General features: G+C 72.8%; 14 protein-coding genes and 1 other RNA gene. 3 read left to right on the forward strand and 12 right to left on the reverse strand.

The features are described from left to right. Positions 1-96: 96 nt before the first annotated feature. The 5 genes from ACFY32_RS31715 to ACFY32_RS31735 form a co-directional block, all read right to left on the reverse strand. Positions 97-690: a CGNR zinc finger domain-containing protein gene (locus ACFY32_RS31715; RefSeq protein WP_359202837.1), complete on the reverse strand. Its 594-nt coding sequence runs from the start codon at positions 688-690 to the stop codon at positions 97-99. A gap of 118 nt (positions 691-808) precedes the next feature. Further along, positions 809-1,960 carry a uroporphyrinogen-III synthase gene (locus ACFY32_RS31720; protein ID WP_359202840.1) on the reverse strand — a complete coding sequence of 384 codons (1,152 nt, stop codon included), beginning with the start codon at positions 1,958-1,960 and terminating at the stop codon, positions 809-811. A 98-nt stretch (positions 1,961-2,058) separates the two neighbouring features. Further along, entirely contained in the window at positions 2,059-3,444 is a 1,386-nt protein-coding gene (locus ACFY32_RS31725) for a nitrate/nitrite transporter (protein WP_359202843.1), read from the reverse strand. A 135-nt stretch (positions 3,445-3,579) separates the two neighbouring features. Beyond that, on the reverse strand, positions 3,580-3,741 hold the full coding sequence (locus tag ACFY32_RS31730; protein WP_359202958.1) for a hypothetical protein: 162 nt from the start codon (positions 3,739-3,741) through the stop codon (positions 3,580-3,582). Between the two features lie 43 nt (positions 3,742-3,784). Then, complete coding sequence (locus ACFY32_RS31735) at positions 3,785-4,750, reverse strand: LysR family transcriptional regulator (protein ID WP_359202846.1); 966 nt, start codon at positions 4,748-4,750, stop codon at positions 3,785-3,787. 83 nt (positions 4,751-4,833) lie between these two features. Here ACFY32_RS31735 and ACFY32_RS31740 point away from each other — a divergent pair, with 83 nt between their 5' ends. Next, positions 4,834-6,186 carry an MFS transporter gene (locus ACFY32_RS31740; RefSeq protein ID WP_390676119.1) on the forward strand — a complete coding sequence of 451 codons (1,353 nt, stop codon included), beginning with the start codon at positions 4,834-4,836 and terminating at the stop codon, positions 6,184-6,186. A 102-nt stretch (positions 6,187-6,288) separates the two neighbouring features. Beyond that, entirely contained in the window at positions 6,289-7,320 is a 1,032-nt protein-coding gene (locus ACFY32_RS31745) for a LacI family DNA-binding transcriptional regulator (protein ID WP_359202852.1), read from the forward strand. 46 nt (positions 7,321-7,366) lie between these two features. On the opposite strand, the gene ssrA is transcribed toward ACFY32_RS31745, so the two are convergent. The 5 genes from ssrA to ftsE all read right to left on the reverse strand — a co-directional run bounded on the left by ssrA (position 7,367) and on the right by ftsE (position 11,425). Then, positions 7,367-7,766, reverse strand: a transfer-messenger RNA (tmRNA) gene (ssrA, locus tag ACFY32_RS31750). 100 nt (positions 7,767-7,866) lie between these two features. After that, positions 7,867-8,406, reverse strand: a complete 540-nt coding sequence (gene smpB, locus ACFY32_RS31755; protein ID WP_359202855.1) for an SsrA-binding protein SmpB — start codon at positions 8,404-8,406, stop codon at positions 7,867-7,869. Positions 8,407-8,519: 113 nt separating this feature from the next. Further along, complete coding sequence (locus ACFY32_RS31760; RefSeq protein ID WP_359202858.1) at positions 8,520-9,704, reverse strand: S41 family peptidase; 1,185 nt, start codon at positions 9,702-9,704, stop codon at positions 8,520-8,522. A 68-nt stretch (positions 9,705-9,772) separates the two neighbouring features. Beyond that, positions 9,773-10,690: a permease-like cell division protein FtsX gene (gene ftsX / locus ACFY32_RS31765; RefSeq protein ID WP_359202861.1), complete on the reverse strand. Its 918-nt coding sequence runs from the start codon at positions 10,688-10,690 to the stop codon at positions 9,773-9,775. Between the two features lie 45 nt (positions 10,691-10,735). Further along, positions 10,736-11,425: a cell division ATP-binding protein FtsE gene (ftsE, locus tag ACFY32_RS31770; RefSeq protein ID WP_359202864.1), complete on the reverse strand. Its 690-nt coding sequence runs from the start codon at positions 11,423-11,425 to the stop codon at positions 10,736-10,738. A 224-nt stretch (positions 11,426-11,649) separates the two neighbouring features. Here ftsE and ACFY32_RS31775 point away from each other — a divergent pair, with 224 nt between their 5' ends. Continuing rightward, positions 11,650-11,841 (forward strand): hypothetical protein, encoded by a 192-nt coding sequence (locus ACFY32_RS31775; RefSeq protein WP_359202867.1) that lies wholly within the window; start codon positions 11,650-11,652, stop codon positions 11,839-11,841. 87 nt (positions 11,842-11,928) lie between these two features. Here the strand turns inward: ACFY32_RS31775 and ACFY32_RS31780 are convergent, their stop codons facing one another. Both ACFY32_RS31780 and prfB read right to left on the reverse strand, forming a co-directional pair. Further along, positions 11,929-12,813 (reverse strand): hypothetical protein, encoded by an 885-nt coding sequence (locus tag ACFY32_RS31780; protein ID WP_390676120.1) that lies wholly within the window; start codon positions 12,811-12,813, stop codon positions 11,929-11,931. A gap of 275 nt (positions 12,814-13,088) precedes the next feature. After that, positions 13,089-14,195 carry a peptide chain release factor 2 gene (prfB, locus tag ACFY32_RS31785; RefSeq protein ID WP_359202873.1) on the reverse strand — a complete coding sequence of 369 codons (1,107 nt, stop codon included), beginning with the start codon at positions 14,193-14,195 and terminating at the stop codon, positions 13,089-13,091. Positions 14,196-14,245: the final 50 nt, after the last annotated feature.

Consider the following 14,245-nt stretch of genomic DNA (forward strand, 5'->3'; position numbering starts at 1 on the left):
CTGACGTGCTGGGCAGCCGTCAACCGTACGCGAAGGGGGCCGGTGAAGCTACGCGCCGGCCTCCACCGGGCGTCCGCCGTCGAAGGTCATGGCCTGCTAGGGGCGGGTGAGGGCGGCGCGGCGGCGGTGGCGGGCGACGCGTTCGCGGTTGCCGCAGACCTCGCTGGAGCACCAGCGGCGGCGGCGCCCCCGGGAGGTGTCCAGGTAGACGATGGGGCAGTTGTCGCCCTCGCACTGGCGCAGGGCCGCGCGGGCGACGGGGTCGGTCAGCAGTTCCACGGCGTCCCGGGCGACCGCGCCCAGCAGCGCGGCGCACTCCGGCGGGCCGGTCAGTTCCCGCACCAGCGAGCCGTCCTCGCCGGGTACGGCGCGGGGGGCCGGGGGCGCGGCACGGGCGGTGTCGTTGACCCGGGCGAGCGCGAGGGCGTACGGGCGGGTGCCGGGGGTGTGGCGGTCGCGGACCAGCCGCGCGGTCTGGGCGCGCAGGTCGCGGAAGGCCGCCAGCCAGTCGCCGTCGGCGTGGGCCAGGGGGGTGCCGGGCGGGACCAGCGCGGCGCCGGTGATCCAGGCGCGCAGCACCGCCACGGAGCCGAGCCGTTCGGTGGGGTGGGTGGTGGTGAGGAGGTCCAGGCAGAGTCGTCCGGTGTCGAAGCGCAGCTCGTGGGGGCCCGTGACCGTACCCAGTGCCATGTGGCTGTCACCGCCTCGGGGTGCCGCGAACGGGGGTCGCCTCCCACAGTGCCCCCATGGCGGGGCGGCCGGAACCCCCCGGCGCCCGGGGGCGGTCCGCGGCGCCGCCGGCCGGGCGTCAGCCGTCGGCGTACTTCGTGTCGGCCGCGGGGTCCAGGGCCAGGCGGTAGCCGCGTTTGACCACCGTCTGGATGAGCTTGGGGGCGCCCAGGGCGGTGCGCAGGCGGGCCATCGCCGTCTCCACGGCGTGTTCGTCGCGGCCGGCGCCGGGCAGGGCGCGCAGCAGGTCCGCGCGGGGCACGACCCAGCCGGGGCGCCGGGCGAGGGCGCGCAGCAGGGCCATCCCGGCGGGCGGTACGGGCCTGAGGTCGCCGTCGACCAGGACGGCGTGGCCGCGGATCTCCATGCGGTGCCCGGCGACCGGGAACGACCGGGCCCGGGACGGCAGTTCCTGGCAGAGCAACTGGACCAGCGGGCCGAGCCGGAACCGCTCGGGCTGGACCGTGTCCACGCCGCGGGCCTGCAGCGGCAGCGCGGTGACCGGGCCGACGCAGGCCGGGAGCACGTCGTGGCCGAGGGCGGCGAGCAGCTCGGCGAGCAGACCGCGGTCCTCGGCGCGGGAGAGCAGCGACGCGGCGGCGGGCGCGCTGGTGAAGGTGAGGGCGTCCAGGCCCCGGGTGACGGTGGCGTCCAGCAGCCGGTCGACGGGGCCGATGTCCTCCGGCGGCATCCACCGGTACACCGGCACGCCGACCACCTCGGCGCCCCCGGCCCGCAGCGCCTCCACGAACCCGGGTAGCGGCTCGCCGTGCAGTTGGACGGCGATACGGCGGCCGTCGACGCCCTCCTCCAGCAGCCTGTCCAGCACCTCGGCCATCGACTCGGACGACGGCGACCACTCCTCGGTCAGCCCGGCGGCGCGCACCGCGCCCTTGACCTTGGGGCCCCGGGCCAGCAGTTCCACCGTGCGGAGCCGGCCGAGCAGGGCCTCGCCGAGGCCCCAGCCCTCGGCCGCCTCGACCCAGCCGCGGAAGCCGATGGCGGTGGTGGCGATCACGACGTCGGGTGCCTGGTCGATCAACTGCTTGGTCGCCGCGAGGAGTTCGCTGTCGTCGGCGAGCGGCACGATCCGCAGCGCGGGGGCGTGCAGCACGGCGGCGCCGCGCCTGGTCAGGAGCGCCCCCAGCTCGTCGGCCCGGCGGGCGGCGGTGACGCCCACGGTGAAGCCGGCCAGGGGGCCGTGGTCGGGTCGCTGCTGTTCGTCGTCCATCGCCCTCGTCCCGCTCGGATCTTTCCACCCGTCGTGCCGATCGAGCCTGTCAACGGCTCGTGACAGGCTCGGATCGTATGCATGTCACCAGTGTTACGTCACACCTCGGCGTAGCTGAGCTGCGACGTCCGCTCGGTGGGGGCCGCCGGACCGGCCGTGGTGGCGGCCGGGCGGCGAAGGTATACCGCCCAGGTGACGGCGAAGCAGGCGGCGTAGAAGGCGAGGAAGGCGACGAACGCGCCGGTGCCGGAGCCGTAGGAGAGGAAGGACTGCCGGAAGGCGAGGTTGATGCCGACGCCGCCGAGCGCGCCGACCGCGCCGATCAGGCCCATGGAGGCGCCGGACAGCCGCCGCCCGTAGGAGGCCGCCGCCTCGCCGGTGAGGCCCTTGGCGCGGGCCTTGGCCTGGAAGATGCCGGGGATCATCTTGAAGGTCGAGCCGTTGCCGAGCCCGCTGAGCACGAACAGCACGACGAACGCGGCGACGAACAGGCCGAGCGACTGCCGCATGCTGGCGACGATCAGTACGGCGGTGGCGGCGCCCATCGCGACGTAGTTCCACAGCGTGATCCGCGCGCCGCCGTACTTGTCGGCGAGCCGGCCGCCGACGGGGCGGATCAGGGAGCCGAGCAGCGGGCCGATGAAGGTGACGTACGCGGCCTGGAGCGGGGTGCGTCCGAAGCCGTTCTGCAGGACCTGGCCGAAGGCGAAGGAGTACCCGATGAACGAGCCGAACGTCCCCACGTACAGGAAGGCCATGATCCAGGTGTGGCGGTCGCGGGCGGCGTCCTTGGCCGCGCCGGTGTCGTTCTTCACGGACGCGATGTTGTCCATGTAGAGCGCGGAGAGGACGGCGGCGACGACGATCAGCGGGATGTAGACGCCCAGCAGCACCCTCGGCCCGCCACCGGCGCCGATGACGGCGAGGGCGGCCAGTTGGATGACGGGGACGCCGATGTTGCCGCCGCCCGCGTTCATGCCGAGGGCCCAGCCCTTCTTCCTGAGCGGGAAGAAGGCGTTGATGTTGGTCATGGAGGAGGCGAAGTTGCCGCCGCCGATGCCGGCCAGCAGCCCGATCAGGAGGAACGTGGAGAAGGAGGTCCCCGGTTCCATCACCGCGAACGCGGCGACGGTCGGCACCAGCAGCAGACTGGCGGAGACGATCGTCCAGTTGCGCCCGCCGAACAGGGCGACGGCGAAGGTGTAGGGGACGCGGACGACGGCGCCGACCAGGGTGACCACGGACGTCAGCAGGAACTTGTCGGCGGGGGTGAGCCCGTACTCCGGCCCCATGAAGAGCACGAGCACGGACCACAGCGTCCACACCGAGAACCCGATGTGCTCGCAGAGCACGGAGAAGAACAGGTTCCGGTTGGCGGTCCGCTCGCCGGTCTCCCGCCAGAACGTCTCGTCCTCGGGGTCCCAGTGCTCGATCCAGCGGCCGCCCCTGCTCGGGGATGCGGGGGCCTTGCTCGGGGCTGTCATGACGCCTCCACGGTGCTCCGGACTAGGAATTCCGAAGGTAGGGAGGCCGCGTTTCGGCGCTGTGGCCACGGGTGACCGGAAAGGAACGATGCTCTCACCCCGCCCGGGGGCGGGATGAGAGATCCCGGCGCCCGGTCAGCCCCGGTGCGTGCCCGTGCGCGGCGGGGCCGTCCGCTCCGCCCGGCTGCCGTCCGGCCACAGCCGGGGCCTCCGCTTCGCGGCCAGGTCCTCCGCCCAGCCGAACGCCGGATGCACCGACAGCGAGGACTGGAAGAAGCCCGGCGTCGACGAGATCATCCGCCGCGCCAGGGGGACCACGCGATGCCGCAGTGCCCATTGTTCAGGGCGACATCACACCTTCGTCACTGTCCGGAATCCATCCCCCAAAGCTTCGGTCGAGCCACCCCTCCTCGGCCGCGAGCCGCGCGGCGGCCGAGCGCAGCGCGTCGAGCGCCGGATGGACCAGCCCCTTGCGCCAGACCAGCGAGACCGGCGACAGCGGCACCGGATCGGTCAGCGGACGCACCACCGTCGAGGGCATCGCCGGGAAGTCGATCACGGCGAGCACCGGATGCCGGGTCTTCGCCATCAGACGTTCGAATTCCTCCTCCCCCACCGCGAGGGGAGCGGGCGGCGCCAGGCGTATGCCGCGCCCCTCGAACAGTTCGCGGGCGAGGTCGGTCCACTCCGGGGTGCGCGGATTGCCGGCCCCGGCGTACACGGTCTCCCCCGCCAGCGCGGCGAGCGGTACCTCGGGCAGCGGTGCCAGCGGGTGGTCCTCGGGCAGCAGCACCGCCATGGGCTCGTACCGGACGGGCTGGTGGGCGAGGCCCGCCCGCAGCGCCGGCGCCAGCCCCGCGAACCGCCCGAAGGAGGCGTCGAGGCGGCCCGCGAGCAGCTCGGACGCGGCCCAGGTCAGGCCGCTCTCGTAGCGGGCCATCAGCTCCAGGTCGGGGACGAGCGCGCGGGCCCGGTGCAGGACCCGGCGGCCGGTGGCCAGCCCCGGCGAGTTGAGGTCGACCAGCAGGGGGCGGGCGTGACCGAACGCCGCGAGCAGGTCCTCCTGCGCCTGGAGCGCGCGGCGCGCGTACGGCAGCAGCTTCTCGCCGTCGGCGGTGAGCGTGACCTGCCGGGTGGTGCGCACGAACAGCTCGGCGCCCAGCTCCCGTTCGAGCCGGCGTACGTCCCGGCTGAGCGCCTGCTGGGCGACGTACAGGCGGTTGGCCGCGCGGGTGAAGTGGAGTTCCTCGGCGACGGTGACGAAGGCGCGCAGGAGGCGGGGGTCGAGGTGGCTGGGGGCGGGCATCCGGTGAACTTACAACAGGGGTGCGTGAATCGGTACGGAGCAGGTGTTGGACCGCCCGGTGGGCGCCGGGCGACGGTGGGCGCATGCCGCTTCCGACCCCGCCGCGCCCCGGCGGCCGCACCGTCCTGCCCGCCGTCACCGCCGACGCCCTCGTCGTCGCCGACCTCGGCGACCGCGACGGCCCCCGCCCCCGGCCCCGGCCCCGTACCGGAGAAGACCGCACCCGCCCGCCCGGCCCCTACCGCCGGCTGCTCGCCGTGCCCGGTGCGCGGGCGTTCACCGCCGGCAACCTCGTCGCCCGCCTCCCGCAGGGCATGTTCAGCATCGGCGCGGTGGTGATGATCGCCGCCACCCGGGACTCCTACGCCCTCGCCGGCGCCGTCGTGGCCACCGGACTCGCCGCCACCGCCGTGGTCGCCCCCTGGACCGCGCGGCTCGTCGACCGGTACGGCCAGGCCCGGGTCGCCCTGCCCGCCACGCTGATCGCCGTCCTCGGCTCGCTCGCGCTGGTGCTCTGCGTGCGCCGGGGCGCCCCCGACTGGGCGCTGTTCGCCGCGTACGCCGCCACCGCGACCACGCCCAACACCGGCGGCATGGCCCGCGCCCGCTGGAACCACCTGCTGGGCGGCGACAGCGACGCCCTGCACACGGCGAACTCCTTCGAACAGGCCGCCGACGAGCTGTGCTACATGCTCGGCCCGGTGCTGGCGGCCTTCCTGTGCGGGACGTTCTTCCCGGAGGCGGGCACGCTGGTCGCGGCGGCGCTGCTGCTGACCGGCATGGTGCTGTTCACCGCCCAGCGCGCCACCGAGCCGCCCGCCCGGCCCCGGACGTCGGGGAAGGCACCGCTGCGCGCGCCCGGGATGCCTCCGCTGCTGGCGGTGTGCCTGGCCACCGGCGGGGTGTTCGGGTCGATGGAGGTGGTGACGATCGCGTTCGCGGACACGCAGGGGCACCGCACGGCGGCCGGCGCGGTGCTGGCGCTCCAGGCGGCCGGTTCCTGCGGGGCGGGCCTGCTCTACGGCGCCTGGCGGCCGGCCGGGTCCGCCGAGTCCCGGCTGCCGTGGTGCGTGGCGGCGATGGCGGGTCTGCTGACGCTGCCGCTGCTGGCGGCGGCCGGGCCGGGTTCGCTGCCGCTGCTGGCGGGCACGCTGCTGCTGGCCGGGATGGCGACCGCCCCGACGATGGTCACCACCATGACGCTGGTCCAGCGGCGCACCCCCGAGGGGCGGCTGAACGAGGGCATGACCCTCGCGGTGACCGGTCTGCTCGGCGGCATCGCCGGCGGCAGCGCGCTCGGCGGCTGGACGGTCGAGCACGTCTCCCCGACGGCGGGTTACGCCGTCCCCGTCACCACCGCGGCCCTGGCTCTGCTGCTGGCCCTCGCGGCGACGGCCCGGTCCCGTCCGTCCCACCGGTCGCGCCGGACCCATTGACGCTTCCGCTTGACGCCCATACGTTCCTGCGTCGAAGCGCTTCGCCCCCGCCCGCCCGTTCCGCCCGCCCGTTCCGCCCGTCCAGTCCGCCAGGAGCCGACCATGACGACGGCACCCAGGATCACCGATGTGGCGCGGCGTGCCGGGGTCTCCCCCAGCACCGTCTCGTACGCCCTGAGCGGCAAGCGTCCGATCTCGGCGGAGACCCGGCGGCGCGTCGAGGAGGCCGTCCGTGAGCTGGGCTACCGTCCGCACGCGGCGGCGCGGGCCCCGGCCGGCGGCCGGTCCGGGGTGCTGGCGCTGCTGCTGCCGCTGCGCACCGGCGTGCAGGTGCCGGTGGTGATGCGGTCGGTGGCGTCGGTGGTGACCGCCGCCCGCGCGGCCGACCACGACGTGCTGCTGGTCACCCGGGAGGACGGTGAGCTGGGCCTCAGGCGCGTGGCCGACCCGGCGCTGGCGGACGCGCTGATCGTGATGGACGTGCAGATACGCGATGCCCGGCTGCCGCTGCTGCGGGGACCGGGCCGGCCCGCCGTACTGATCGGGCTGCCGGCCGAGCCGGACGGGCTGACCTGCGTCGATCTGGACTTCCGGGCGGCCGGTGAGCGGTGTGTGGAGCATCTGGCGGGGCTCGGGCACCGGGCGGTGGCGCTGGTGGGGTCGGCGCCGGAGGTGTACGTCCGGGGGACCGCGTTCGCCCAGCGGGTGGTCCGGGGGTTCACCGCCGCCGCGGACCGGGCCGGGCTGGTCTCCTCGGTGCACCCGTGCGCCGCGACGCCCGACGCGGCCGTGCGGATCGCCGAGCGACTGCTGCGGCTGCGGCCGGTGCCCACCGGTGTCGTCGTCCACAACGAACCGCTGCTGGCCCCGCTGATCGAGTCCTTCGAGCGGCTCGGGCGGCGGGTGCCCGGCGATCTCTCGGTCACCGCGATCTGCCCGGACGAGGACGCCGTGGCGGCCCGGGTGCCGGTCACGTCGGTCACCGTGCCGTGCGCGGAGCTGGGCAGCCAGGCGGTGGACCTGGCGATGCGGGCCCTGGCCGGGGCGCCCGGCCCCGCCCGGACCCTGCTCCCGGCCCGGCTCACGGTGCGCGCGAGCACCGCGCCGCCGCCGCCCGGGGAGCCCCGGGCATGACGAAGGCCCCGCCGCTGTACGCGACGGGGCCTCGGCCCACATGGGGTGGTGGAGATGGCGGGAATCGAACCCGCGTCCAACGGTGCGGAACCAGGGCTTCTCCGTGTGCAGTTCGCTTCGCTTTTCTCGGCCCCGGCGATCACGCGAACAAGTCGCCGACGGGCCCAGTCACTGTGTGGTTTCCCTCTTCACCCCGTGACCGGGATCAAGGTTTAGTCCCCTAGCTGATGCCAGGTTCCGGGTCGGGAACAGCCCCGGGCTGACACTCCCTTAGTAGGAGGCTCGCTTCGCTACCTGAGGTCAGGCAGCGAGGGCGAAGGCCTGCTGGGAGGAATCGCGCTTGGTGTTGGCGATTATTTTTTTCGGCCTGTGGTTTACGAGATCATGGCCGCTTCCTCGACACGCTTCCCCTGCTTCGACAGCCGCTGTCGAAACCGATCATCCCCATGTTGATTTTTCAAACGCCGCACCGTCGAGCGGTGCAGCAACCATCGTACGTGACCAACGCACGACCGTGCCAGCCTATTCCCGGCGCCCCGCCGGGGGTCAGCCCCGCTCCCGGCGCTTGATCGCCGAGATGGTCCGCTCCGCCTCGCGCCGGTCCTGCTTCTCGCGCAGCGTCTGGCGCTTGTCGTACTCCTTCTTGCCGCGGGCGAGGGCGATCTCGGCCTTGGCCCGGCCGTCCCTGAAGTACAGGGCGAGGGGCACGATGGTGTGGCCCGTCTCCTGCGACTTGGCCGCCAGCTTGTCGATCTCCTCGCGGTGCAGCAGCAGCTTGCGCTTGCGGCGCGCGGAGTGGTTGGTCCAACTGCCCTGGTGGTACTCCGGGATGTGGGCGTTGTGCAGCCACGCCTCGCCCCCGTCGATCTGGACGAACCCGTCGGCCAGCGAGGTCCGCCCCTCGCGCAGCGACTTGACCTCGGTGCCGGTCAGGACCAGTCCGGCCTCGTAGGTGTCGATGATCGCGTAGTCGTGCCGGGCCTTCTTGTTCTGGGCGACGATCTTGCGCTTGCCGCCCTTCTCCCCGTCCCGGGCCTTGCCGCCCCCGCCGCCCTGCTTGGGCTGGAGCTCTTTCGGTACGTACATTCCCTTGCTCATAGTCCCGCCATTTTCGCACTACGGAGGGGGGTGGCGGAAAGCCGATTACCGGGTCCGGCCAGGGCCTGTCGTTCGGATCAGGCCGCTCCGGACGACAGGCCCTAGCGGCCCAGGCCGTCGAGGACCCGCTCGGCCCGGGTGAGGGCCGACGGGAGGGCCGGGTCGGTCTCCAGGTCCGGGGTGATGCCGGTGCCGTCGACGCCCCGGCCGGACGGGGTGCGGTAATGGCCGACGGTCAGCTCGGCGACCGAGCCGCCGGGCAGCCTGCTCGGCATCTGCACCGAGCCCTTGCCGAAGGTGCGGGAGCCGACGACGACCGCGCGGCCGCGGTCCTGGAGGGCGCCGGTGAGCAGTTCCGCCGCGCTCATGGTGCCGCCGTCGACGAGGGCGACCAGGGGGCGGTCGGTGTCGCCGCCGGCCGGGGCGTGCAGGGCGCGCTGGGCGCCGTCGACGTCGTAGGTGGCGACCAGGCCGCCGTCCAGGAAGGCGCCGGCCGCGGTGACCGCCTCGGCGACCAGGCCGCCGGAGTTGCCGCGCAGGTCCAGGACGATGCCGGAACCGGCCGGGGAGTCCCGTACGGCACCGCGGACGCGGTCGCCGGCGCCCTTGGTGAAGGAGGTGACCCCGACGACGGTGGCGCCGCCGGGGAGCCGGCGTACGGTCACCGGCTCGGTGCGCAGCTCGGCCCGGCGCACGGTCCGCGTCCACGCGCGAGTGCCGCGCTGGACGCCGAGCCGGACGGTGGTGCCGGCGGGGGCGTCGGCGGCGTCGCCGCGCAGCAGGGCGACGACCTCGGTGACGGGGCGCCCGTCGACCCGCTCGCCGTCGACGCTGCGCAGCGTGTCGCCCGCGCGGATGCCGGCGTCGGCGGCGGGCGAGCCGGGCCGCACCCGCGTCACCTCGATGCCGCCGTCGCGCGTACGCCGCGCGGAGATGCCGACGCCGGTGTACCGGCCGTCGAGGGCGTCCGCCAACTCCTGGTACTCGCCGCGGGAGTAGACGGCGCCCCAGCGGTCGCCGCTGCGGCTGACCGCGCGCTCGGCGGCCTCCACGGGGGACTTGCCGTCGGCGAGGGCCTCGGCCGCCGCCCGGGTGACATCGGCGCCGGTTCCCACCGGGGCCGCGGCGGAAACGGGGGAACCGGCCGGGTCGGCGGTCGCGTTCCGGTCGCCGCCGGGCAGCGAGCCGGTGGCCGCGCCGGCGACCAGGACGCCGGCGAACACCAAGGTCAGGGCGGCCCCGTGGCGCAGGCGGCGGGGCTGACAGAACAGGTCACGACCTGACATGCCGGTGAGTCTAGGACACCCCGCGAGGGCCGCACGGCCGCTCGGCCGTACGGCCCTCTTGGTATGTGTCACACCTTCAGGTACTTGCGGAGGGCGAAGAACGCCGCAAGTGCGGGCATCAGCAGGCTGGTGGCCAGGATGAGCGGCAGCTTCGTCAGGACCGCGTCCCAGCCGATGAAGTTGATGAGCGTCAGCTTCTCGGAGAGCGCCAGTCCGTGATCGATAATCAGATACCGGGCGGCCACCAGGAAGGCGCAGGCCACGCCGCCGCCGATGAGCCCGGCGACCGCGGCCTCCATGATGAACGGCGCCTGGATGTAGAAGCCGGAGGCACCGACCAGCCGCATGATGCCGGTCTCGCGGCGGCGGCTGAACGCCGAGACGCGCACCGTGTTGACGATCAGCATCAGCGCCACCACCAGCATCAGCGCCATGATCGCGCGGGCGGCCCAGTTCATGCCGTTGAGCAGGCCGAAGAGGTTGTCCAGGATGCCCTTCTGGTCCTGCACGGACTGCACGCCGTCCCGCCCGTCGAAGGCGGTCGCGATGACCTGGTACTTCTCCGGGTCCTTCAGCTTGATCCGGTACGACTCCTGCATCTGGTCCGGCGTCAGGGAGCTGGCCAGCGGCGAGTCCCCGAACTGCTCCTTGTAGTGCTTGTACGCCTCGTCCTGCGACTCGTACGTCACCTTCTCCACGACCGACATCTCGTCGAGGTCGGCCATGATCTGCTTCTTCTGGTCCTCGGTCACCGCGCCCTTGGCACAGTTGGGGTCGGACTCGGCGTCGCTCTTGTTGCAGAGGAAGACCGAGACGTTGACCTTGTCGTACCAGTAGCCCTTCATGGTGCTGACCTGGTCGCTCATCAGCAGCGAACCGCCGAACAGGGCCAGGGAGAGGGCTACGGAGACGATGACCGCGAAGGTCATGGTCAGGTTGCGGCGGAGACCGACACCGATCTCCGAGAGGACGAACTGGGCGCGCATGGCGTCTGATCAAGCCTTTCCGTGGATACCGGGCGTGGTGCGGTCTCAGTGCTGGTAGCCGTAGACACCGCGCGCCTGGTCGCGGACGAGGCGCCCCTTCTCCAGCTCGATGACGCGCTTGCGCATCTGGTCCACGATGTTCTGGTCGTGGGTGGCCATCACCACGGTGGTGCCGGTCCGGTTGATCCGGTCGAGCAGTTTCATGATGCCGACCGAGGTCTGCGGGTCGAGGTTGCCGGTGGGCTCGTCGGCGATCAGCAGTTTGGGCCGGTTGACGAAGGCCCGCGCGATGGCCACGCGCTGCTGTTCACCGCCGGACAGCTCGCCCGGTCTGCGGTCCTCCTTGCCGCCGAGCCCGACCAGGTCCAGGACCTGCGGCACGGACTTGCGGATCTCGCCGCGGGACTTGCCGATGACCTCCTGCGCGAAGGCGACGTTCTCGGCGACCGTCTTGTTGGGCAGCAGCCGGAAGTCCTGGAAGACGGTGCCGAGCTGGCGCCGCATGTGCGGGACCTTCCAGTTGGACAGGCGGGCGAGGTCCTTGCCCAGAACGTGCACCTGTCCGTGGCTGGCCCGCTCCTCGCGGAGGATGAGCCGCAGGAAGGTGGACTTTCCGGAGCCGGAGGACCCCACGAGGAAGACGAACTCGCCCTTCTCGACCTCCAGGGAGACGTCTCTGAGGGCCGGGCGGTTCTGCTTGGGGTAGACCTTGGACACGTTGTCGAATCGGATCACGGATGCACCACGGGTAGCCGGGGGTAGATGTGCGTGACCATACGCGAAATGGGTATGGGACCGCAGTCACCGGTCGGGGTTGGTCGCCGCTTGCGTGTTTTGTCCTTACACCGCTGCCGGGGGGATCGCGCGCAGCGACTCGCGGAACCTGGCACAGTGGAAGGGGAACGTTCGCGCAGAAGCGAGCGTTGTGTAGGTGGAACGGCCGCGAGGAGGGCGAGCGCATGACGTACGACCGGCTGGTGTGCGCGAACTGCGCGGCGCCCGTGAGCGAGGGCCGGTGCCCGGTCTGCCGGGCGAACCGCGAGCGGATGCAGCGCGAGGACTTTTCAACGGGCCTGAACCCGATGGCGCTGATAGCGCTGCTCGCGGTGCTGGTGGCGGCGGTGGCGCTGCTGGCCCACCAGGCCGTGTAGCGCGGGTTCCGGAGACGGGCGAGGGGCCCGGAGCGGCGTGCGCTCCGGGCCCCTCGGCATGTGCCGTGCGTGGGCGGTCCGTCACCGTCAGGCGGCGGTGCCACCCCGGCCGCTCATGAGCCGCGGCAGCACGCGGAAGCCGATGCCGCCGGCGATCATCGTGGCCGCGCCGATCACCAGGAAGGTGGTCTCCGCGGCACCGGTCTCGGCCAGTTCGTCCCCGCCGCCCTGCGCGGTGGTGTCGGCGGACGTGTCCTCGCCGGTGTCGGTGAGGGCGGAGGTGCCCTGGTTCTGCGGGGCGTTGCCGCCGTCGGGGCCGGGGCCGCCGACGCTGCCGCCGGAACCTCCGGTGGACCCGCCGGTGCCGCCGCCGGTCGAGCCGCCACCGGTGCTGCCGCCGGAACCGCCGGACGAGCCGCCGGTCGAACCGCCGGACGTGCTCCCACCGGAGGTGCTGCCGCCGCTGGTGCCGCCGTCGGTGGCACCGCCGTCCGTCGCGCCGCCGTCGGTCGCACCACCATCGGTCGCGCCGCCGTCCGTGGCACCACCATCGGTCGCACCGCCGTCGGTCGCGCCGCCGTCGGTGGCACCACCATCGGTCGCGCCACCGTCCGTCGCGCCACCATCGGTCGCGCCACCGTCCGTGGCACCACCGTCGGTCGCGCCGCCGTCCGTCGCGCCACCGTCCGTGGCACCACCGTCGGTCGCGCCGCCGTCCGTCGCACCGCCGTCGGTGCCGGCGGAGGTGCCCGTCGAGGTGCCCTCGGTCACGCCCACCGAGGCGCTGCCGCCCTCGGTGGTGCCCTCCGTGGTGCCGCCGTCCGACTTCGCGGAGAAGGTCGTGCCGTCGTTCGCGGCGGTCACGCCGATGTCGAGGGCGGAGGCCGCGCCCGCCGCGGTCAGGGAAGCGCCGGCGGCGATCACCGCGCCCGCGGCGATGCGCGCGACACGGACCCGCGTCTTCTTCGTCATGTAGTTGCTACCCCCAGTAGCCAATAGTCGATGCGGCGCGCTCGGGGCCGTGATCGACGGGAGTAGCTGAGAAGAAGTCCCCCGGTTCACATGCGCCCCGGAAATACGCATGCCGAGCACTCACCATTCCCATTTTTCAAGGGCGCGTCAAGGCCGTTGCGTACGCGATGTCCGGTTGCGGGGCGTATGCCGGACACAAAGAGTGTGACCGTGCTGCAAAAGGCGGACAAACGACAACTGCCGCCCGGAGGACGGCAGTTGTCGTGTCGACAAAGTTACTTCTCCTGCTGCTTGCGCCAGCGAATTCCGGCCTCCAGGAAGCCGTCGATCTCGCCATTGAAAACGGCCTCGGGATTGCCGACCTCGTGCTCGGTGCGCAGGTCCTTGACCATCTGGTACGGGTGCAGGACGTACGAACGCATCTGGTTGCCCCAGGAGTTGCCGCCGTCGCCCTTGAGGGCGTCCATCTTGGCCTGCTCCTCCTGGCGGCGGCGCTCAAGAAGCTTGGCCTGGAGGACGTTCATCGCGGTCGCCTTGTTCTGGATCTGCGACCGCTCGTTCTGGCAGGAGACGACGATGCCGGTGGGGAGGTGGGTCAGGCGCACCGCGGAGTCCGTGGTGTTCACGCCCTGGCCGCCGGGGCCGGAGGAACGGTAGACGTCCACCCGCAGCTCGGACTCGTCGATCTCGATGTGGTCGGTCTGCTCGACCACGGGGAGCACCTCGACGCCCGCGAAGGAGGTCTGCCGGCGGCCCTGGTTGTCGAACGGCGAGATGCGCACCAGGCGGTGCGTGCCCTGCTCGACGGAGAGGGTGCCGTAGGCGTACGGCACCTGCACGGCGAAGGTGGTCGACTTGATGCCGGCCTCCTCCGCGTACGACGTCTCGTAGATCTCGGTCTTGTAGCCGTGCTGCTCGGCCCAGCGCAGGTACATCCGCTGGAGCTTCTCGGCGAAGTCGGCGGCGTCGACGCCGCCCGCCTCGGCGCGGATGTTGACCAGCGCCTCACGGGAGTCGTACTCGCCGGAGAGCAGGGTGCGGACCTCCATCTCGTCCAGCGCCTTCTTCACGGCCGTCAGCTCGGACTCGGCCTCGGCGCGGGTGTCCGGGTCGTCCTCCTCCTCGGCCATCTCGAAGAGCACGGCGAGATCGTCGATCCGCCCGCGCAGCGCCTCCGCCTTCCTGACCTCGGCCTGGAGGTGGGAGAGCTTGCTGGTGATCTTCTGCGCCTCGTCCGGGTTGTCCCACAGGGACGGCGCGGCCGCCTGCTCCTCGAGCACGGCGATGTCTGCCCTCAGCTTGTCGAGGTCCAGGACGGCCTCGATCGACTCCATGGTCGAGGAGAGGGACTTCAGCTCTTCGGATACATCGACGACTGCCACGCCTCCAGCGTAACGGCTCCGCCGGGCGGTCCACGCCGGGTGGCGCGGGC

It is taken from the genome of Streptomyces sp. NPDC000134 (genome assembly GCF_042899225.1).
GTDB lineage: Bacteria > Actinomycetota > Actinomycetes > Streptomycetales > Streptomycetaceae > Streptomyces.

Coding starts and splice junctions, on each gene's coding strand:
- ACFY32_RS31725 (WP_359202843.1), bottom strand. CDS start 3,444: ATGACAGCCCCGAGCAAGGCCCCCGCATCCCCGAGCAGGGGCGGCCGC.
- ACFY32_RS31730 (WP_359202958.1), bottom strand. CDS start 3,741: ATGATCTCGTCGACGCCGGGCTTCTTCCAGTCCTCGCTGTCGGTGCAT.
- ACFY32_RS31720 (WP_359202840.1), bottom strand. CDS start 1,960: ATGGACGACGAACAGCAGCGACCCGACCACGGCCCCCTGGCCGGCTTC.
- smpB (WP_359202855.1), bottom strand. CDS start 8,406: ATGTACGTACCGAAAGAGCTCCAGCCCAAGCAGGGCGGCGGGGGCGGC.
- ACFY32_RS31760 (WP_359202858.1), bottom strand. CDS start 9,704: ATGTCAGGTCGTGACCTGTTCTGTCAGCCCCGCCGCCTGCGCCACGGG.
- ACFY32_RS31775 (WP_359202867.1), top strand. CDS start 11,650: ATGACGTACGACCGGCTGGTGTGCGCGAACTGCGCGGCGCCCGTGAGC.
- ACFY32_RS31735 (WP_359202846.1), bottom strand. CDS start 4,750: ATGCCCGCCCCCAGCCACCTCGACCCCCGCCTCCTGCGCGCCTTCGTC.
- ACFY32_RS31740 (WP_390676119.1), top strand. CDS start 4,834: ATGCCGCTTCCGACCCCGCCGCGCCCCGGCGGCCGCACCGTCCTGCCC.
- ftsX (WP_359202861.1), bottom strand. CDS start 10,690: ATGCGCGCCCAGTTCGTCCTCTCGGAGATCGGTGTCGGTCTCCGCCGC.
- ACFY32_RS31780 (WP_390676120.1), bottom strand. CDS start 12,813: ATGACGAAGAAGACGCGGGTCCGTGTCGCGCGCATCGCCGCGGGCGCG.
- ACFY32_RS31715 (WP_359202837.1), bottom strand. CDS start 690: ATGGCACTGGGTACGGTCACGGGCCCCCACGAGCTGCGCTTCGACACC.
- ACFY32_RS31745 (WP_359202852.1), top strand. CDS start 6,289: ATGACGACGGCACCCAGGATCACCGATGTGGCGCGGCGTGCCGGGGTC.